This window comes from Metasolibacillus fluoroglycofenilyticus (assembly GCF_003049645.1).
In the GTDB taxonomy this organism is placed as follows: domain Bacteria; phylum Bacillota; class Bacilli; order Bacillales_A; family Planococcaceae; genus Metasolibacillus; species Metasolibacillus fluoroglycofenilyticus.
On the sequence record NZ_PYWK01000001.1, the window covers coordinates 702,443 to 722,340 of the forward strand.

The 19,898-nt window shown below is 38.1% G+C and carries 16 protein-coding genes; 8 read left to right on the forward strand and 8 right to left on the reverse strand.

Annotated features, from left to right (window positions below):
• Nucleotides 1-6 precede the first annotated feature (6 nt).
• On the reverse strand, nt 7-552 hold the full coding sequence (locus tag C9J36_RS03030) for a helix-turn-helix domain-containing protein (RefSeq protein ID WP_066169569.1): 546 nt from the start codon (nt 550-552) through the stop codon (nt 7-9).
• Between the two features lie 371 nt (nt 553-923).
• On the opposite strand from C9J36_RS03030, the gene C9J36_RS03035 reads away from it, so the two are divergent.
• Nucleotides 924-1,358, forward strand: coding sequence for a TlpA family protein disulfide reductase (locus C9J36_RS03035; protein WP_107942202.1), 435 nt, complete (start codon nt 924-926; stop codon nt 1,356-1,358).
• Between the two features lie 61 nt (nt 1,359-1,419).
• On the forward strand, nt 1,420-2,076 hold the full coding sequence (locus C9J36_RS03040) for a potassium channel family protein (RefSeq protein WP_066169575.1): 657 nt from the start codon (nt 1,420-1,422) through the stop codon (nt 2,074-2,076).
• Nucleotides 2,077-2,168: 92 nt separating this feature from the next.
• Here C9J36_RS03040 and C9J36_RS03045 read toward each other — a convergent pair whose 3' ends face one another.
• The 3 genes from C9J36_RS03045 to C9J36_RS03055 form a co-directional block, all read right to left on the reverse strand.
• Complete coding sequence (locus C9J36_RS03045; RefSeq protein WP_066169576.1) at nt 2,169-2,372, reverse strand: hypothetical protein; 204 nt, start codon at nt 2,370-2,372, stop codon at nt 2,169-2,171.
• Between the two features lie 285 nt (nt 2,373-2,657).
• On the reverse strand, nt 2,658-4,325 hold the full coding sequence (gene rnjA, locus C9J36_RS03050; protein ID WP_066169578.1) for a ribonuclease J1: 1,668 nt from the start codon (nt 4,323-4,325) through the stop codon (nt 2,658-2,660).
• A gap of 5 nt (nt 4,326-4,330) precedes the next feature.
• Nucleotides 4,331-4,540: a DNA-dependent RNA polymerase subunit epsilon gene (locus C9J36_RS03055; RefSeq protein WP_066169580.1), complete on the reverse strand. Its 210-nt coding sequence runs from the start codon at nt 4,538-4,540 to the stop codon at nt 4,331-4,333.
• Nucleotides 4,541-5,099: 559 nt separating this feature from the next.
• On the opposite strand from C9J36_RS03055, the gene C9J36_RS03060 reads away from it, so the two are divergent.
• Both C9J36_RS03060 and C9J36_RS03065 read left to right on the forward strand, forming a co-directional pair.
• Nucleotides 5,100-5,870 carry a Cof-type HAD-IIB family hydrolase gene (locus tag C9J36_RS03060; protein ID WP_066169581.1) on the forward strand — a complete coding sequence of 257 codons (771 nt, stop codon included), beginning with the start codon at nt 5,100-5,102 and terminating at the stop codon, nt 5,868-5,870.
• Between the two features lie 229 nt (nt 5,871-6,099).
• A complete protein-coding gene (locus C9J36_RS03065; protein WP_066169583.1) occupies nt 6,100-6,795 on the forward strand; it encodes a response regulator transcription factor in 696 nt (231 codons plus the stop codon).
• A gap of 271 nt (nt 6,796-7,066) precedes the next feature.
• On the opposite strand, the gene C9J36_RS03070 is transcribed toward C9J36_RS03065, so the two are convergent.
• Both C9J36_RS03070 and def read right to left on the reverse strand, forming a co-directional pair.
• Complete coding sequence (locus tag C9J36_RS03070; RefSeq protein ID WP_107942203.1) at nt 7,067-12,184, reverse strand: ATP-binding protein; 5,118 nt, start codon at nt 12,182-12,184, stop codon at nt 7,067-7,069.
• 335 nt (nt 12,185-12,519) lie between these two features.
• Nucleotides 12,520-13,077 (reverse strand): peptide deformylase, encoded by a 558-nt coding sequence (def, locus tag C9J36_RS03075; RefSeq protein ID WP_066169586.1) that lies wholly within the window; start codon nt 13,075-13,077, stop codon nt 12,520-12,522.
• A gap of 517 nt (nt 13,078-13,594) precedes the next feature.
• On the opposite strand from def, the gene pdhA reads away from it, so the two are divergent.
• Genes pdhA through lpdA form a run of 4 tightly spaced genes read left to right on the forward strand, consistent with a single transcriptional unit; the run spans nt 13,595 to nt 18,431 of the window.
• Nucleotides 13,595-14,710 carry a pyruvate dehydrogenase (acetyl-transferring) E1 component subunit alpha gene (gene pdhA, locus C9J36_RS03080; protein WP_066169588.1) on the forward strand — a complete coding sequence of 372 codons (1,116 nt, stop codon included), beginning with the start codon at nt 13,595-13,597 and terminating at the stop codon, nt 14,708-14,710.
• A 3-nt stretch (nt 14,711-14,713) separates the two neighbouring features.
• Entirely contained in the window at nt 14,714-15,691 is a 978-nt protein-coding gene (locus tag C9J36_RS03085; protein ID WP_107942204.1) for an alpha-ketoacid dehydrogenase subunit beta, read from the forward strand.
• A gap of 19 nt (nt 15,692-15,710) precedes the next feature.
• Complete coding sequence (locus C9J36_RS03090; RefSeq protein ID WP_107942205.1) at nt 15,711-17,015, forward strand: dihydrolipoamide acetyltransferase family protein; 1,305 nt, start codon at nt 15,711-15,713, stop codon at nt 17,013-17,015.
• A 3-nt stretch (nt 17,016-17,018) separates the two neighbouring features.
• Nucleotides 17,019-18,431: a dihydrolipoyl dehydrogenase gene (lpdA, locus tag C9J36_RS03095; protein ID WP_107942206.1), complete on the forward strand. Its 1,413-nt coding sequence runs from the start codon at nt 17,019-17,021 to the stop codon at nt 18,429-18,431.
• Between the two features lie 80 nt (nt 18,432-18,511).
• Here lpdA and C9J36_RS17260 read toward each other — a convergent pair whose 3' ends face one another.
• Together C9J36_RS17260 and C9J36_RS03100 are read right to left on the reverse strand one after the other, a co-directional pair.
• A complete protein-coding gene (locus C9J36_RS17260) occupies nt 18,512-18,676 on the reverse strand; it encodes a hypothetical protein (protein WP_161956375.1) in 165 nt (54 codons plus the stop codon).
• A gap of 50 nt (nt 18,677-18,726) precedes the next feature.
• On the reverse strand, nt 18,727-19,893 hold the full coding sequence (locus C9J36_RS03100; RefSeq protein WP_107942207.1) for an MFS transporter: 1,167 nt from the start codon (nt 19,891-19,893) through the stop codon (nt 18,727-18,729).
• Nucleotides 19,894-19,898: the final 5 nt, after the last annotated feature.

Consider the following 19,898-nt stretch of genomic DNA (forward strand, 5'->3'; position numbering starts at 1 on the left):
CCTAAACTATAAATAAGATTCAGTTGCAACGAGCAACAATTCTGTTGTCCCGTCATGCACATTAAAAATTTGGTGGTTTGACACAGCATCGTAGTATACAGAATGTCCTTCTGTTGCGATATAAGCCTCTTCACCAATGACAACACGAATGCGACCCTTTAATACGTAAATAAAAGTTTCTGCAAGAGATGGCTCAAAAGCTTTAAAAGCTCCACCTTTATGGATTTTTAAGAAAACAGGCTCCATTTCTTTATCATTTGATGTAGGAATTAGCCATTCGATTTCATATTGTTTTTCACTATCTGTAAAGCTAGTACGGTCTTCCTGTGTAAAAACAATATGCTTGTTTTGCCACTTCTCGTCATCGAAAAATTGCTTCGGCGTTGTCCCCAGCACTTCCAAAATGGAAAATAGTGTTTCGATGGAAGGGGAGTTTAAATCACGTTCGAGCTGGGAAATATAGCCCTTTGTTAAATCTGTTCGTTCACCGAGCTCTTCCTGAGTGAGCCCTTTTTTTAAGCGAAGTTCTTTTATTTTCATACCGATTTGCATTTCTTTGCCTCCTTATAAGTTTAGTAATTTTAAACTATTAGTTATGAAAGTTTACTTTTACAAAACTTTAAGTTTACAAAAACAAAGATAATTATACAGCTTTCCTTCTAAATTACAAGTCATTTCAGAAGTTTTTATCACGATTCAGCAGAAAACTCCCACCTCTACAGGTGTCAAGATGAATGCTTATCTTGCTTTTTAGTTAGTGGGTGTTCAAACACCCGCTGAATCATGATAAAGCCTCTGGTGGATGTCACAGATTTTTAGCAAGCTCGAAAAATCTGAACGCAATTACGCCGAGGCGTAATTGATAAAGAATTTAAGGTAAATTTTTCGGGTATTTACATATTGTAAAGTAGGAGGAGATAATAATGAAATTGAAAGATGCACTACCAGAATTTCACGGAGCAACAGGATGGCTAAATCGTAAAATAAGAAAAAGTGATTTGAAAAATATTACAATCGTTCATTTTTGGTCAGTTAGCTGTGCTTTGTGCAAGGAACTCTTACCAAAGCTTTATGCAGTAGCAAAAAATTATGAGGTTGATTTAGTAGCGGTTCATATGCCGAGACAACCAGAAGATGAAGAACTTGCAACAGTAAGGGAAGCCGTGCGTCAATATGAGATGAAGGAAGCTATTTTTTTAGACCATAACAAGCATTTGGTAGATATTTATAATCCTCGTTTTATACCGACATACTATGTATTTGACGAGCAGCAACAATTACGCCATATTCAAACGGCAGGCAGCATGCGCTTAATCGAAAATAAAATACAGCATTTGATGCGCATGAAAAGGCAGTAAACACTAGAAAAAATAAAGCAATATACGTTACACTGATGACAGCAGAGTGGAGGAGACAATGATGAAAAAAGAATTTGTTGTAATTGGACTAGGGCGCTTTGGCGGAAGTATTGTAAGGGAATTAGTTTCGCTCGGCGCAAATGTTATGGCGATTGATTCGACGAGTGAGCGTGTTGATGAGTATGCTCAAATTGCTACACAGGCAGTTGTTGCTAATACAACTGATGAATCTGTTATTAAATCGCTTGGTTTATGGAATTTTGAGCATGTTATTGTGGCAATCGGTGAGGACATCCAAGCGAGTATTTTAACGACACTAATTTTAAAGGAGCATGGCGTTCCACAAATTACCGTAAAAGCCCAAAATGATTATCATGAAAAAGTATTAAGAAAAATTGGCGCAGACTTTGTCGTACATCCAGAGCGAGATATGGGTATACGTATCGCCAATAATATGATGTCAACGAGCGTGCTTGACTATTTAGAGCTATCAGATGAATACTCTATTATGGAAATTAAAGCAAGTGACAAAATTGCGGGTCACAGCTTGATTGATTTGGATATTCGTGCACAGTACGGCATTAACATTGTAGGTATTAAAAGGGATGAAACGATTATTGTTTCACCCATGCCACAGGACCCCATTTTATTAGGGGATATTTTATTAATAATTGGGGCAGATGTCGACATTAACCGCTTTGTAAAGAAAGCACTGTAAAGGGAATTTACGGGCGTAGAATAAAAAAACAATGTCAGTGACGCGTCCTAAATACCAGCTAATTGCCGGTATTTAGGACGCCCATATTGCCTTTATTCATAGCGTTTTTCACTGGACGAAGTGTGCTTTGTATTGTGCTTATGTCTTTCATCCTTTACTTGCTCATTTAGCTCTTCGACAGGTATAGCATCCACCGTCTTCATATCCTCATGCATATCAAAAATACTTTCTTTCTCAGTATCCAACACATCCGGATTGTGCAAATGTCTTGTTTTAAATTGTTTATTATTTTTCACGCTACTATCACCTCATTCATATTTTTCACCGAAATAAGAAATATTAAACATAAACAAGAGGAGGGCGTTTAAAATGCTGTGCAGTTGATGGCATTTTGGACGCTAGTGATAGTGTTTTGACGCCCGTTAAAATGCTTTTTTGAAAACGAGAGAAATACTGATTTTAAAGGTGTTTTTTCTAAGTAAAAGGGAGTCCCCATAGCCATCAAGTTAAGAAAATAGGTTTATAAATTTGCAAAAAGCGCCCAGCATGCCGGCAATTGCACGGCATGTTGGGCGCCTCTCTTACACTTCCATAATAATCGGTAAAATCATTGGACGACGCTTTGTTTTTTCATATAAATATGGACCTAAAGCATCAGTTATTTCATTTTTGAGCTCAGCCCATTGGATTGATTTTTCTTGAATCACTTTTGTTAAATGCTGATTTAGCATTTTTTGTGCTTCATTAATCATTAAGCCCGATTCACGCATATAGACGAAGCCACGTGAAATAATATCAGGACCAGAAACCATTTTATGCTTTTCCATATCGACGCTTACGACAACAATAACAAGACCTTCCTCAGATAAAATGCGACGGTCACGTAAAACGATATTGCCAATATCACCAATGCCGTTGCCATCGATATAAACATCACCTGAAGGAATTCGGCCTGCGACATGTGCCTCATTTGCACTTAATGCTAAAACATCCCCATTTTCCATCACGAATGAGTTTTCGATTGGTACATCGCAATCCTCAGCAAGCTGTGTATGCATTTTCAGCATGCGATATTCACCGTGGATTGGCATAAAGAATTTTGGCTTCATTAAACGAAGCATCAGCTTTTGTTCTTCCTGCGAGCCATGTCCTGAAGTGTGAATATTATTAAGCGAGCCATGAATTACCTCCGCGCCTGCGCGGTAGAGCAAGTTAATAATTTTATTAACACTAATTTGATTTCCTGGAATTGGTGATGAAGAGAACACCACTGTATCACCAGGTTGGATTTGAATTTGACGGTGTGTACCATTAGCAATTCGTGATAAAGCAGCCATAGGTTCACCTTGTGAGCCAGTACATAAAATCAACACTTCATTGGCTGGTAGGCGATTAATACTTCCGGCATCGACAAATGTTTCCTTTGGCGCTGAAATATAGCCTAGGTCTCGACCGATTGAAATTGCATTATCCATCGAGCGTCCAAATACAGCGATTTTGCGACCATGTGCTACTGCTGCATCTGTAACTTGTTGTAGACGATGGATGTTTGATGCGAATGTTGCAAAAATAACACGGCCTTCAACTTTGCGGAATACATCATCAATGCTCTCACCAACTTTACGTTCAGACATCGTAAAGTTCGGTACTTCAGCATTTGTACTATCTGATAATAAGCAGAGTACTCCGTCACGCCCAATTTCGGCCATTTTTGTTAAGTTTGCTGGCTCACCAACAGGTGTAAAATCAAATTTGAAATCTCCTGTATGGACGATGTTGCCGGGTGGTGTTTTTACAACGATTCCGTATGCATCTGGAATACTATGTGTTGTACGGAAAAAGCTAACCGATGTTTTTCGGAATTTGATAATATCTTCTTCCTTAATTTCAATCATCTTGGTTGTGCGCAATAAACCATGCTCTTCTAATTTATTTCGCAATAAACCTAGCGCTAATTTACCGCCATAAACCGGGACATTTAATTGACGCAGTAAGTATGGAATACCGCCAATGTGGTCTTCATGTCCATGTGTAATAAATAGTCCCTTAATTTTGTCTACATTCCGCACTAAATATGTGTAGTCTGGAATAACGTAATCAATTCCTAATAAATCATCTTCAGGAAATTTAATGCCTGCATCGATTAAAATAATTTCGTCTTGGAATTGAACGCCATATGTGTTTTTGCCGATTTCGCCCAGTCCGCCGAGCGCGAAAACAGCCGCTTGATCATTTTTAACAAATTTCATAAAGTTTATGCGTTCTCCAGACGGTAGTTTGGACTTGCTTGCTCATACTCTAAGTAATTGCCTTCTAAAAGCTGAACAAGTTCAATATTGTAGTTTCGTTCTTTTAAGTAGGCGCGTACTTCACGCTCTGAAGAAGCTTCTACATAAAGTGTTTTAGTGTTTTCGCGAACTGGAGTTTCGTGCTTGTTTTCTTGATAATAAACTTTGTAAATCATATTGACTCTCCTTTGAATTACGTACATTATTGTTGCATTTTTATATTCACCATTTATCTCTTACTATGCATTATTGAATGTCTGAAAAATTTGCATCGTAGGAATAAATGAATGTGAAATCACTTATCGCTTAGGTCAGCTCAAGTACAAAATCAATTACGCCTCGGCTAACTTTAGACCAGATTTTCAAGCTTGCTTATGGAAATGAATCTAAAACCATCACGACACGTCCCGATGGTTAATTGACCGCCTCTCCTTCAAAAATCTATGACATCCGCTAGAGGCTTCATCTTAATTCAACATGTGTTAGCTCATCTTAATAGAGGCAACATCATACAATTGTGGAATGAAGATAAATACATTTCCTTTATATTATCATGCGTTTCCTTTAAAATAAAGAAAAGCCCTTCAAAAGAAGGGCTTAAGCAATTGATTTTTTTCCGAGGACGCCATTTAACCGTTTCAATAATTTCTTTTTGAGCCGTTTTAGCATGGCACATCACTCCTTGTGATGATTATACAGAATTTTCAGGTATTTGTAAAGGAGAATGAATAGATAATGAAGAAGATTTTATTTTTTGATGTGGATGGAACACTTTATAATAGTGAGAAAAATTTACCCAGCTCAGCAAAGGAAGCTTTGTTGCAGGCACGTGCGAATGGCTATGAATTAGCAATTGCAACAGGGCGCGCACCTTTTATGATTGAGGAGCTGCTTGAAGAGCTTGCCATTGATACATACGTCACATTAAATGGGCAATATGTTGTTCATAAAGGAGAAGTTATTTTCTCAGACGGTCTTAGTAATGAGCTTTTGGAGAAAATCATTCAATTTAGCTCAGTACAAGGGCATCCTGTTGTTTTCATTGATGATAAGCAAATGGTTGCTTCAATGCCAGGGCATGAAGGCGTTCGAGGAAGCTTGGCAACATTGCACTGCCCTTATCCGCAAGTGGAGCCTGATTTTTATAAAAATAATCCAGTTTATCAAACATTACTTTTTATGGAGGAGCATGAAGAAGCGGCGTATGCTAAGGCGTTTCCTAATGTGCAATTTGTACGCTGGCATTCAGAAGTATGTGATATTTTACCACAGGGAGGCTCAAAAGCTCGAGGAATTCAAAAATTAGTTGAAAAAATAGGCTATACAATGGAAAATACAATCGCATTTGGCGATGGATTAAATGATATAGAAATGCTACAGGCTGCGGGAATTGGTGTTGCAATGGGCAACAGTCATCCAGAGGTAAAAAAAGTAGCGGATGTGCAAGCGCCGCACGTGGATGAGGATGGCTTATACAAAGCAATGAAGGAATTAGGGGTTATATAAAATGGATTGCGAATAGAAAAGCACAAGCATTTATCTCGCATTAACGGGCAGTAAGACGCCCACTACAAGACTTAAGTGAAAGTCGGCTTAAGGATAAGTGGGAGATCAACTGCCCGTAAAAGCCCGATTGATTCAACTAACAATCAGTGGGGATGAGGAAAACCTCAACTGATTGAAGTTTCACTTTATAGGGGAGAAGAATTGATGATGAGGGGGAGTGAAGACATAAGTGGCAGGTGAAAAAATATTAATAGTTGAAGATGATGAAGATATTATGGAAGTATTAGCTTTATCTATGAAAAGTGCTAATTACATAGTATTGCAGGCAATGACGTTTCAAGAAGCTTGGGACATTGCTGCACAACATCGACCAGATTTAATATTACTAGATATAAATTTACCCGACGGTAATGGCTTTCAATTAGCTGAAAAAATTCGAGAACTATCAGATGCTGTTATTATTTTTGTTACTGTGAATCATTTAATTGAGGAAAAACTGCTAGGCTTTGAGGTTGGGGCAGATGACTATGTAACAAAGCCTTTTATTCCAAAGGAGCTAGTAGCACGTGTGCAAGCGCATTTAAAAAGAAGAGGTGCCACAGCTAGTCAGCAAATTATGAGGTTTGGTCAGTTGGAGGCTCATATAGATGACAAGATGGTGTATAAGGCGGGGCAATTAGTCAATTTATTTACGAAGGAGAGACAACTGCTATTTTATTTAATAAAAAATGCAAATAAAGTACTGAGCGCAGAGCAATTAATTGATTACGCTTGGGGATTTGACGGTACAGCAGATGCAAAAACCTTATCTGTTCATATGAGTACATTACGCCGAAAAATTGAAGAAAATCCTTCACAGCCGAAATATATCCAAACAGTGCGAGGCTTTGGTTATATTTTTAGCAATAAAGATGAAAAACAATGAGAAAAAGTCATTGCACACTAAAAAATAGTGTACAATGACTTTTGTATTTTTGCAGTAATGCTGAAAAATGAAATACACCGATAAGTATGAAGAAAACTCCCTAATACATCTGATAAAAAGCAAATAAAGCATGAAAATCGCAATTATATCAATAAATCTCGTAAATAAAATCAAAAATCCAACAAAATAATAATCAGCCAAAGAAGTAACGGCTAGCTGAAAAGCGGTGTAGCATGTGGGACATATCGCTTTTCAGCTAACCTTCTAATTTTTAGTTTTTCAATAACGGCAGCTTAAAGGTGAATGTTGAGCCGTTGTGTTCGGAGCTTGTTACGCTTATTTCGCCATGATGCTGTGTAATAATTTGTTGGCAGATCGCAAGACCGATACCATGTGAGTTTTTAATATTGGAATTTGATGCCCTGTAATAGCTATCAAAGACGAATGGGATGTCGCTTGCGGGTATGCCTATACCGCTATCTTTAATAGAACAAATAAGATGTTCATTATTTGTATAAATGGACAATTCGATGCCGCCTTCTTTCGTATATTTCATGGCATTTGACATAATGTTTTCGAATACTTGCTGTATGCGCGCGGTATCTACTAGTAGTTGTGCATGCTGTGAGCCGTAAAAATTAGCGCTGTAATGCAAGTCGAGCTGTTCAATTTCGTGCTCATAGCGCAGCTCAAATTGTTGGAAAAGCTCTTGCGCACTTATTTTGCTAAATTGATATTCGGCTCTGCCTGATTCTAAATTTGCTAAGTCAAATAAATCCTGAATTAAAGTGTTTAAAGAAAGTAGTCGTTCTTTGCCGCGAGTTAAATATTTTATTTTTTCTGCCTCATCGGTAATAACATCATCCAAAATGAGTTCAATATAGCCTAAAGAAGAAGTGATAGGTGAGCGCAGTTCATGCGAAATACTATGCAATAATTTCTTGCGCTCAAGCTCATTTTTTGCGAGCTGTTCATTTACCTTTTTCAGGTGCTGATTTGTTTCATCTACTTGCCTCGTTCTTGCCTGTACGCGCTGTTCAAGCTCCTCGTATATTTGAGCATTTTCAATCGAAATGGCGATTTGCGTAGAAAGCATTTTTAACAAATCGAGATGCGTTGCATTAAAGGCATTCGTTGTTAATGTGTTTTCTAAATAGAGAATTGCGATAATTTCACTTTTATAGTGAATTGGTAAGCATAAAATAGATTTAGCTGTTGGCAATGAACGCAATAATGCGTTAGGTGCATTTGTGTTTTGAATAATATAGGGCTCTTCACTTTGAATAACATAGCGTACAATTGACTGCATATTTTCATGGAATTGCTCAATATGCTGCTGCTCATATGTGGCAAATAGTGTATGGTCTGCCTCAGCCTTTGCTAATACGATGAGCTCATCGGCACGTCTATGAATAAAATAGCCAACCGTTGCGCTTGCATGCTTGAGCAATGAGAACAAAATATTTTGCAATAGCCCCTCCATTTGGATATCTTTTGCAAATGATTGTGTTGTTTCTAGCACCGTCATCAATTCGAAATTGCTTCCTAAATGGTTGTGCTGTACTGTCATTGGTAGTGCATGAACATCGTATAAAGCTTCCCAATGCTCTGCAACTGTTTCCGCCCCCCATTGACGGGCTGCATTGATTGCTTGAGCACTGTAATATTGAGCCGTCGTATTATCTTGTCTTGCTTGATAATAATTTGCTGCACGCTCGCAAGCAATGGCGCTATCCTGTATGAAATGGCGCATTTTTGCAAGCTGGATAGCACGGTCATAATAGAGCACTGCCTTGTTATGCTCATTGTGAATACGACAGTTTTCTGCAAGCAGCAATACGTATAAGTGCTCGTAATGTTGAGGGGCGAATTTCATCCATTTTTTAAACTTTTGAATGCTTTCTTTAATTTCTATGCGATAACCTTTCTGCTCCTGCTGGCTATCTTTTTCTTGATGAAGCCAATCGAATTGCCATAATGCTCGATAAAAGTAATACAGTGTTGTAATTGGTAAATCGAGAATTTCCTTATGGATAGGATTTAATAATGATAATACCTTTGCCCCTTGCTGCTCATTATTTAATAAAAATGACATTTGTAGTCGAACGGAATAATGCATCATTTTAATAGCCGGTTGATCCTGTATTTGAAATGGGTAGGACCATTCGATAAAGTGATGGGGGTCGCGAAGTACATTCATCCATAAAGCCATTTCACCTAAAAAATCAATTGTTAAAGATGTTGCATGTAATGAAAATTCATCCTGCTGTCGCTTGATTTCCTGCTGTAACTCAGAAATTGATGTACCGCGAATAAGCTGTGCGACAACGATGAAGCAAGAAGCGGTTGTTGTAATTACATGTAGTCCTATTTCGTGACAATACTGTTGCGCTTTATTCATATAATAGATGCTTGTTTCATATGAATTTGTCCAATGGCTAATAAATAAGCCGTATACATAATAGACATGTCCCTTTATATAGATGCTATCTTGATTGTCTGCTACTTCAATGGCGAGCTGACCAAAGCGAATAGATTCCTTAATATTGCCAAAGCCTGAGTTTAAGAGCATTGCGTAATTAGCGAAAATAATGCCGCCCTTTAAACCAAGTCCATATTTTAATTGCAGGCGAAAAGCGCGCATTAATGCAATGCCTGTTAAATTAGAATCAACACGTACAGTGCTTGCAGCCATATTAATTAATATTTGAGTAATGATTTCTATTTCTTTATTTTCATCATTTGCAGCTACTAACAGGTCTTTATCTGTTTTCGTGCGTAGGGTAAATTGTAGTTTAATTAGTTCATTTAATACTTGGAGCTTGTTAGGGCGCTCCGGCAATTCCATTTTTGCTTCAGCTAAGCCTTTTAAACCAGTAATAATACTCGTATGAGGGTCCTCTGATTCTATATGGAGCAACGTTTTTAAATTGTAAATGGCTAGCTTTTCAAGCAATGTTTTAGAATGGAGCAACGCCTCTGATAAATGTTTATTAGAAGAGTCAAGATGACCTAATAAACACTCACATTCCCCTAGATGAATATAAATATCCATTGTTTCTTTGCGCATAACTTGCCAGCAGTTTGAGGGAAGTAAATCTCTGCTAGTCATTAAAAAGTACAGCGCATTTTCTAAAAGTCCAATTTTTTTAGCGTTGACGCCAAGATAATAATTCCAAATGGCGAGCTGATATTTTTCTTTATCGCTCAATAAGGAGCGACAATAATTAAAATGCTTAACCGCCTCATGCAACTCATGGCTATCTTGGGAATTGTCAATAAATGTTGTGAAAAGCTGACCAATTGAATAATGAAGCTGCGATTTTTGCTCCTCAGATAGTTTTTTATAAGCAGCTTGTTGAAAGCGATTATGAACAAATTGAAAAGTCAAAGTATGTGTCAAAAGGACTTCCTCTAATTCAAGCTGGCTTGCCCATTTAAAATCGGTATTTAAAGGGATAATAAATCCGTTTGCTATAAGTGTATCCAACTGTGTCAATAGCGTTTGGTTGGTAAAGTTGACCAGTTGTCGTAATATATGATAATCAAATTTAGTCCCCAAGCAGGCAGCAATTTGTAGAACATGCAAAGTGTCTTTTTGCAAATTAACAAGCTTGTTTTCAAGAAACAGTAGTAACTCTGAGTTCAGTGCAGCTTGATTAAATTTCTGTATATCAAAATGCCATTGCTTAGATTCGAAATCTAAATAAATTGTGTTGTCTTGTTGTAGAGAACGAAAAGCTTCTTTAATAAATAATGGATTACCATTTGTTAAATTATATAGATGCTTAACGATTTCGGCTGTAGTCGTCTTATGCATATGGATTGATTCTTTAAGCCAAAGCATAACATCATCTTTTTCCAGTTCTTTTAGCTCGATATGTTTGTAAAAGGGAAGCGCATCTTTTAGCTGTTGTTCCTCAGGTTCATTTTTTTCATGACTACGCAATGTTGTAATCATCATTAAAAAGCCTTCACGATGTTGTTCATAAATATCGATTAATGCTTTTAATGTATTTTTATCTGCCCAGTGTAAATCGTCAATTAATAAAACAATAGGTCTTTTCTGTAGGGCAAAGCTTTGTAAAATCTTTTTAATATTGTTGAATAAATGAGCCTGTAATTGTTTGCTATCCTCGTAATAGATATCTTGAATACTGCCCTTCTCGTAAAACCAGCGAAGCTCTGGAAAAAGCACTGCAAGGTCTGTCGTTACATGCAATTGCTGCTTTTCAAAATGCTGACGCCAAATTTTAACGGATATCTCACCCTCCATATATACTTGCTTTAATAAGTCGCGCAATGGGTGGATAACGTAAGTAAAATCATTATCTAATTGCAATTGATTATATTTTGTTTCAATAAAATAGCCTTTCACTGTAGCTACCTTGTCTTTTAATCCATAAACAAGTTGAGATTTCCCTACACCTGCTTCACCAGAAATAAGCGCGAATTTTTTATCTCCCTTTATTACTTGCTGAAATAAGTTGGCAAGGGCTGCCGCGTGCTGCTCACGACCGTAAAGCTTATTCGTTAGCGTAGGTGATAATGTAATGTCTTCAGCACCTAAAACGAAATTGTCTAATGTTTCACCTGTCGAAAGTGCTTTTTGGACAGTAAGTAAATCTTCCCTTAAACCAACTGCACTTTGATAGCGAGCGCTCGGATTTTTTTCGAGTAGCTTTTCGATAATTCGCCAAATAACGAAAGTGTTTTTATGCTGTGTAGTGAATAATGGTGCAGGCTTTTTCGTTAAAATATTGTAAATAATATCGTGTGCATTCTCACCGATAAAAGGTGGAGCACCACTTAATAGTTGGTAAAAGATAGCACCAAGTGCGTATAAATCTGCTCGATAATCAATAGCGATATTTAATCTACCTGTTTGTTCAGGTGCATAATAATGAAGCTGTTGCAAATGCGGCTGTGTGTTGTCCATTACAATTGTAGCGCGAAAATTATATTTTGTACTTGTTTCACTGCTCAGCAACTTAAGCTTCAAGGAATCAGGCTGAATTAAAAGATGATATGGACTAAGCGCTAAAAATAGAATTTGATTTTGATGCAGACTTATGCAAATATTACTAAGCTCAATTGCAATTTGTAAAAACTGAGATACAGTCATATTTTTGAAATTAATTAAAGGAATACCGTCGAAATCTTCATAAATAAGTCCGTAGCGTTGATCGATATAATCAACAGTAATTGGTTTCAAGAGCCATGGGTTTGTATCATTAGAAAATAGCGAGAATTCATAATTTAGACGAGCGCGATATTCAGCGGCATTTTGATGAATGCTTTTCACGAGCATTCTATTATGAAATTTATCTATATACATTCGCTGTAAGTGCCAACCTTGATTAGTTTGTAAAATAATATGATTTTTCAATGTCCAACACCTCAATTCATATGCTTTTTATTTATTATAAAAGATGGAGGTTAAAATTAGGTTAAACTAAAAAAAAATACATGCAACCAAAGTGCAAATATACTTTGAGTGCATGTATTTCGATTAATTTCTTTCAACCCTATAAGTGGTAAATAAACGCATTAGGCCTATTGCAGCAAATATTCAAGCATTTGCTGATAAAAAAGAAACTATAAGAACATCCTCTCCTGCAAGAACGACTACTGTGTTGGTCAGACTTGCGGCAGGTGTCACAAACTTTTTCGAGCAAGCACGAAAAAAGCTAGACTAAAGTTAGCAGAGGCACGATTGATGAATTATTCTCTAATAAATGGCGTAGCATCTGGTATTTCTGCGAATGGATTTTGCTCGTTAATGCGGTCAAAAAACATGATGCCATTTAGGTGGTCTAGCTCATGCTGGAATGCGATAGCAGGTAAACCTTTTAAGCGCATTTTTTGCTCCTTCCCATCAACAGTCATAAATTTTACGGTGATGCGCGCATAGCGTGGTACATAGCCCGGTACAACTCGGTCAACGGAAAGGCAACCTTCACCTGATTCAATATATGTTTGCTCAACCGAATGGCTGACGATTTTTGGATTAATAGCGACAAAGCTTAATTGTTCTCCTTTGTCGTCTTCTAAATGTAGCGCAAACATGCGCTTTAAGCTGTTGACTTGGTTTGCTGCTAGTCCGATACCAGGGCGTAAATTATATTTTTCAACCATTTCCTCGTCCTGACTATTTATTAAATATTGTAGCATTTCCTCAGCTAATTTGCGGTCTTCTTCTGTTAGAGGAAATGTTACTTCCTCAGTGCGGGTACGTAATACAGGATGACCTTCACGAATAATATGTTCCATTAAAATCATAAAAAAGCTCCCTTTCTATTTTACTCTCTTTATTAAGTATACAGTATGTCTGTTCAATGTGAAATGTTTGCTTCTCGTATTACTTTGTGAAAAAAAGTGCAATATAAAGTGAACCTTCGGGCTGCTTGAAAAAGAAATTATGCTGACTTTACTTTTAAGGAGTAACAATAACTTTTTTAGCGGATGTCACAGATTTTGAAAGGGAGTTTTCAAGGAAGCTTGAAAAATATTTTGTCGATTAAGGGGAATTTATTGCTAAAAAGCTTTATTGCTAATTGATACGGGGGAAATGCTTGTTATTGTTGAATTTCACCTTTGTTATAATACAGAATGAACGCTAATGTATAACAGAGAGAGCGTTTTCATTTCCAGAGCAAAATATGAAAAAATGTGTCTAATAAAGAAAAACTAATAATTGACCGATGAAGTTTTATTATTTATACTCAAGGAGAAGAAGTTGTTGTACTAATGATTATTAATTATTTTTTAATACAGTTGAAAGGGAGTTGTACTACAAATGGGTGAAAATATGTTGAAAAAATTTGATCCAGCAGCAACATTACATGAAATTGAAGACAAATTTCAGATGTTCCAAATTTTAAATGAAGAAGGGCAAATTGTTAACGAGGAAGCGAATCCCGATTTATCGAATGAAGAGCTTGTGGAATTAATGACACGTATGGTTTACACGCGTATTTTAGATCAGCGCTCAATTTCTTTAAACCGTCAAGGGCGCTTAGGCTTCTATGCTCCTACAGCAGGTCAAGAAGCATCACAGCTTGCTTCTCATTTTGCACTTGAAAAAGAAGACTGGATTTTACCAGGCTACCGTGATGTACCTCAAATTGTATGGCATGGTCTACCATTATGGAAAGCATTTTTATTTAGCCGTGGGCATTTTATCGGAAACCAAGTGCCAGAGGGTGTAAATATTTTAGCGCCACAAATTATTATCGGTGCACAATATATTCAAACGGCTGGTGTAGCACTTGGCTTACAAAAGCGCGGTAAGAAATCAGTAGCTATTACGTATACAGGTGACGGTGGTTCATCACAAGGTGACTTCTATGAAGGTATCAACTTTGCAGGTGCGTTCAAATCACCAGCGATTTTCATTGTACAAAATAACCAATACGCAATTTCCACACCACGTGAATTGCAAACAGCAGCAAAAACAATTGCTCAAAAAGGGATTGCAGCAGGTATCCCAAGCGTGTTAGTAGATGGTATGGATCCATTAGCAGTATATGTAGCGACGCGTGATGCGCGTGATCGTGCTGTAAGAGGCGAAGGCCCAACATTAATTGAGACAATGTGTTATCGTTATGGTCCACATACAATGGCAGGGGATGACCCAACGCGTTACCGTACAGCAGATACGGATAATGAGTGGGCAGCAAAAGACCCAATCGTACGTTTCCGTAAATACTTAGAGGCTAAGGGCTTATGGTCTGAGGCGAAGGAAGAAGAAGTAATCGAGCGTGCGAAAGAAGAAATTAAAGAGGCGATTAAACAAGCTGACCAAGCACCAAAACAAAAAGTAACTGAACTAATTGAAAATATGCATGCAGGTGAAATGCCATATAACTTACAAGAGCAGTATGCTATTTACAAAGAGAAGGAGTCGAAATAAGCTATGGCACAAATGACGATGATTCAAGCAATTACGGATGCACTACGTTGCGAATTACGCGACGATGAAAATGTTTTAATTTTCGGAGAAGACGTTGGTGTAAACGGAGGAGTATTCCGTGCAACGGAAGGCTTACAAAAAGAATTCGGTGTGGACAGAGTATTTGATACACCACTTGCAGAATCAGGAATCGGGGGCTTGGCAATTGGGCTAGCACTTGAAGGTTTCCGTCCAGTACCAGAAATCCAATTTTTCGGCTTCGTATATGAAGTAATGGACTCAATTAGCGGACAATTAGCGCGTTTACGCTATCGCTCAGGTGGTACTTACAGTGCACCAGTAACAATCCGTTCACCATTTGGTGGTGGTGTGCATACACCGGAAATGCACTCTGATAGCTTAGAAGGATTAATGGCACAACAACCGGGCTTAAAGGTTGTTATTCCATCAACACCTTATGACGCAAAAGGATTATTAATTTCATCCATTCGTGATAATGACCCAGTCATTTTCTTAGAGCATTTAAAGCTATACCGTTCGTTCCGTGAAGAAGTGCCGGAAGAATCTTACACAATTCCTCTTGGTAAAGCGGATGTAAAACGCGAAGGAAAAGACTTATCCATTTTCGCATATGGCTTAATGGTACATGAAAGCTTGAAAGCAGCCGAAGAATTAGAAAAAGACGGCTATTCTGTTGAAGTTGTTGACTTACGTACAATTCAACCTTTAGATATCGAAACAATTATCGCTTCTGTTGAAAAAACAGGCCGTGCAATCGTTGTACAGGAAGCACAAAAACAAGCGGGTATTGCAGCAAATGTTGTAGCAGAAATTACAGACCGCGCAATTTTAAGCTTAGAGGCACCAGTTTTACGCGTAGCAGCACCAGATACAATTTATCCATTCCCACAAGCGGAAGGTGTATGGTTACCGACGTATAAAGATGTAATGGAAACGGCGAAAAAAGTTTTAACATTCTAATGAAGTGAGGGTGACAAATATGGCATTTAATTTCCGTTTACCAGACATTGGGGAAGGAATCCATGAAGGTGAGATCGTTAAGTGGTTCGTAAAAGCTGGCGATCAAGTAAAAGAAGACGATATTTTATGTGAAGTTCAAAACGATAAAGCAGTCGTTGAAATTCCATCTCCAGTAGAGGGCACAGTAGAGGAAGTACTAGTAGCAGAAGGCACAGTAGCTGTAGTGGGTGATATATTAATTCGTTTAGATGCACCGGGCTACGAGGATATGAAATTAAAAGGTGATGAGCACGCTGAAGCTAAAACTGAGGCACAAGTGCAAGCGACAGCAGAGGCTGGTCAAGATGTTGAGAAGGCACCTGTTGAAGAAACAGCAAAAGTAGAGGATAATAAACGTATTATCGCGATGCCATCTGTACGCAAATACGCACGTGATAACAATGTTGATATTCGCGCTGTAGCTGGTTCAGGAAAAAATGGCCGCGTGTTAAAAGAGGATGTCGACAAATTCTTAGCAGGTGGACAAGAGGTTGCTGAACAAGCACCAGTTGTTGAAGATGTGGCAGTAGAGGCTACAGTAGAAGCACCAAAAGCTACACCAACTGTAGTTTTAGAAGGTGATTTCCCAGAAACACGTGAGAAATTATCAGGTATTCGCAAAGCGATTGCAAAAGCGATGGTACATTCGAAGCAAACAGCACCGCATGTTACATTAATGGATGAAGTAGATGTAACAGCGCTTGTAGAACATCGTAAAAAATTCAAAGATATTGCAGCGGAAAAAGGTGTGAAGTTAACGTACTTACCTTATGTAGTAAAAGCGTTAATTGCTACATTACGTGAATTCCCAGAATTCAACCGTTCGCTTGACGATGCAACGCAAGAAGTTATCCAAAAATATTATTACAACATCGGTATTGCTGCAGATACAGAAAGAGGTCTGCTTGTACCAGTAATTAAACATGCAGACCGCAAATCGCTATTTGCAATTTCAAATTCTATTAATGAGCTAGCAGAGAAGGCACGTGAGGGTAAATTAGCACCACAAGAAATGAAAGGTGCTTCGATGTCTATTACGAATATCGGCTCGGCTGGTGGACAATGGTTTACGCCAGTAATTAATCATCCAGAGGTTGCAATTCTAGGAATCGGGCGTATCGCAGAGAAACCTGTAATAAAAAATGGTGAAATTGTAGCTGCACCTGTGTTAGCATTATCATTGAGCTTTGACCATCGCATGATTGATGGGGCAACTGGGCAAAATGCATTAAATTACTTAAAGCGTTTGCTAAGTGAGCCAGACTTATTATTAATGGAGGCGTAAAAAATGGTAGTAGGAGATTTCCCAATCGAACTAGACACTCTAGTAGTAGGAGCAGGCCCTGGTGGATATGTGGCAGCGATTCGCGCAGCGCAAACAGGTCAAAAAGTGACAATCGTAGAAAAAGCTAACTTAGGTGGCGTATGCTTAAACGTTGGATGTATCCCATCAAAGGCATTAATTTCTGTAGGTCACCGTTATGAGCAAGCTAAGCATTCAGATGATATGGGTATCGTAGCGTCAGAAGTAAAGCTTGATTGGGCAAAAGCTCAAGCTTTTAAAGATGGCGTTGTAAAAAAATTAGTTGGCGGTGTTGAAGGTTTACTTAAAGGTAATAAAGTAGACATCGTAAAAGGCGAAGCATATTTTGTTGATGCGAATACTGTTCGTGTCATTAACGAAGACTCTGCTCAAACTTATACATTTAAAAACGCTATTTTAGCAACAGGTTCTCGTCCAATCGAGATTCCAACATTCAAATTTACGAAGCGCGTAATTAACTCTACAGGTGCACTTTCTTTACCAGAAGTGCCAGGCAAGTTAGTTGTAATCGGCGGCGGTTACATCGGTACAGAGTTAGGTTCTTCTTATGCAAACCTTGGCTCACAAGTAACGATTATCGAAGGCGGTAAAGATATTTTAGCTGGCTTTGAAAAGCAAATGACGCAAATCGTTAAAAAAGGCCTAAAGAAAAAAGGCGTTGAAATAGTAGTTGGTGCATCAGCTAAAGGTGTTGAGGAAAGTGACACTGGCGTTGTTGTAACATATGAAGTAGGCGGAGAAGAAAAAACGGTTGAAGCTGATTACGTTTTAGTAACAGTAGGTCGTCGTCCAAATACGGATGAAATGGGTCTTGAAGAAATCGGTATTAAATTCGGTGAGCGTGGCTTAATCGAAGTTGATAAGCAATGCCGTACTTCATTACCAAACATTTATGCAATTGGTGATATCGTTCCAGGCTTACAACTTGCACATAAAGCATCTTACGAAGGTAAAGTTGCTGCTGAAGCAATCGCTGGTGAGCACTCTGTAGTTGACTATTTAGCGATTCCAGCTGTATGTTTCACAGACCCAGAGCTTGCAACGGTTGGTTATTCAGAAGAGCAAGCTAAAGCAGAAGGTTTAGAAGTAAAAGCTGCTAAATTCCCATTCGCTGCTAACGGTCGCGCTTTAGCATTAAACGCAACAGACGGCTTTGTGAAGCTTGTTGCGCGTAAAGAAGACGGCTTATTAGTAGGTGCTCAAATCGTAGGTGCTGGCGCCTCTGATATGATTGCTGAAATGGGTCTTGCCATCGAAGCTGGCATGACAGCAGAAGATATCGCATTAACAATCCATGCTCACCCAACATTAGGTGAAATTACAATGGAAGCTGCTGAAGTATTACTTGGCAACCCAATCCATATCGTAACAAAATAATAATAATAGTAGCGCCCGACAAGCAGTGCAATTGCTTGTCGGGCGCTTTAGTATGTCTTTTATGAAGATAAATTGATAAATTAAGGCAAGCCGTGAATAAAACTTGGCAATGCACCATTAAAAGCCGAATTGCCAATAGAATCAAAGAAAGCGCCAATAGACAGTGAAAAACCACCAATAGAACCACCAACCAGACCAATAAACCTGGGCAAAACCATCAAAAAAGCGGTTGGTTCTTCCTTCACCTAGGCAAAACACTGCTAACCCTTTTGTTTTTATATTATATAAAGGTCGGCTATGCGCGGTTCCTTGGTCGGACCCGCGTACTAATGAGATAGCAAAATAGTGCAAAAATAACAATGCCGACGCCTGTGAAATACATTGTTTGATAACTTGAATGTAGGGCGAGGATACCTAGCACATAGGAGCCCACTGCAATTCCTAAGTCAAAAAATGTGAAGAAGGTTGCTGTTGCATAGCTGCTGCGATTGACATTTGTGGATTGAACAGCGAGGGTTTGCATGCTTGGTACAACAGCTCCGTAGCCAATTCCGATAAATGCTCCTGCAATTAAAAACATTAAATTTGTTTCCACAAGTGCTAATAAGGCAATGCCTATCGCGAAAAATATAAGCCCCGGGATAATAACGTATTTTGCCCCCTTTTCATCGAAAATCTTTCCTGTCCAAGGACGAGGGGCTAACATACCGATGGCTACAACGAAATAAAAGACACTAACAAAAGATAAGATGTTTTTCTCCTGTGCATAAAGGGTTAAATAAGATAAAATCCCTGCATAAGAAAAGGCTACCAAGCATGATAGCAAGGCTGTAGGCAATGCAGCTTTTTCGAATAAATCGTTTAACGAGAAGGAAAAAGACGCTTCTCTTACTTCTGAGATTTTTTCACCTTTTGTAACTAGGGAAGCTAACGTACCACATAGCATTAATCCACTTAATAATAGAAATAATAAATCAAATGAAAAGTTTTGAATAATTGGTAATGCGACAAGTGGACCGATGACAACAGCTATATTTGTGGACATATTAAAATAACCTATACCAGCACCTCTACGCGATTTTGGAATAATATCTACTATAATGGAAATGGCGGCAGTTGTAATAATACTAAACCAAATCCCTTGGAAAAAACGTAAAGCTAATAATAATGTAAATGATTGAATGACATAATAAAGAATTGTACAAATAACATAAAAAGCAAGTCCAATCCAAAGCATTTTCTGTTTACCAAAGTAATTTAAAATTTTCCCTGTAAACGGTCGCACGATAATAGCTGATAGTAGAAATATACTTAGCAATAATCCCGCTTCATCGTCTGTGCGTTGGAGAACACCAATAGCATAGAGAGGCAATGCTGCTACAAGTGCGTAAAACACAATGAAAATAGAGATATTCGTAAAAAATAATGCGATAAAACCTTTTGTCCAAATAGGTTCTTTCATAATTG

Excerpts from the sequence above, each read along its gene's own strand:
- C9J36_RS03030 (WP_066169569.1), bottom strand. The coding sequence starts at position 552 with ATGCAAATCGGTATGAAAATAAAAGAACTTCGCTTAAAAAAAGGGCTC.
- C9J36_RS03035 (WP_107942202.1), top strand. The coding sequence starts at position 924 with ATGAAATTGAAAGATGCACTACCAGAATTTCACGGAGCAACAGGATGG.
- C9J36_RS03040 (WP_066169575.1), top strand. The coding sequence starts at position 1,420 with ATGAAAAAAGAATTTGTTGTAATTGGACTAGGGCGCTTTGGCGGAAGT.
- rnjA (WP_066169578.1), bottom strand. The coding sequence starts at position 4,325 with ATGAAATTTGTTAAAAATGATCAAGCGGCTGTTTTCGCGCTCGGCGGA.
- C9J36_RS03055 (WP_066169580.1), bottom strand. The coding sequence starts at position 4,540 with ATGATTTACAAAGTTTATTATCAAGAAAACAAGCACGAAACTCCAGTT.
- C9J36_RS03060 (WP_066169581.1), top strand. The coding sequence starts at position 5,100 with ATGAAGAAGATTTTATTTTTTGATGTGGATGGAACACTTTATAATAGT.
- def (WP_066169586.1), bottom strand. The coding sequence starts at position 13,077 with ATGATTTTAATGGAACATATTATTCGTGAAGGTCATCCTGTATTACGT.
- pdhA (WP_066169588.1), top strand. The coding sequence starts at position 13,595 with ATGGGTGAAAATATGTTGAAAAAATTTGATCCAGCAGCAACATTACAT.
- C9J36_RS03085 (WP_107942204.1), top strand. The coding sequence starts at position 14,714 with ATGGCACAAATGACGATGATTCAAGCAATTACGGATGCACTACGTTGC.
- C9J36_RS03090 (WP_107942205.1), top strand. The coding sequence starts at position 15,711 with ATGGCATTTAATTTCCGTTTACCAGACATTGGGGAAGGAATCCATGAA.
- lpdA (WP_107942206.1), top strand. The coding sequence starts at position 17,019 with ATGGTAGTAGGAGATTTCCCAATCGAACTAGACACTCTAGTAGTAGGA.
- C9J36_RS03100 (WP_107942207.1), bottom strand. The coding sequence starts at position 19,893 with ATGAAAGAACCTATTTGGACAAAAGGTTTTATCGCATTATTTTTTACG.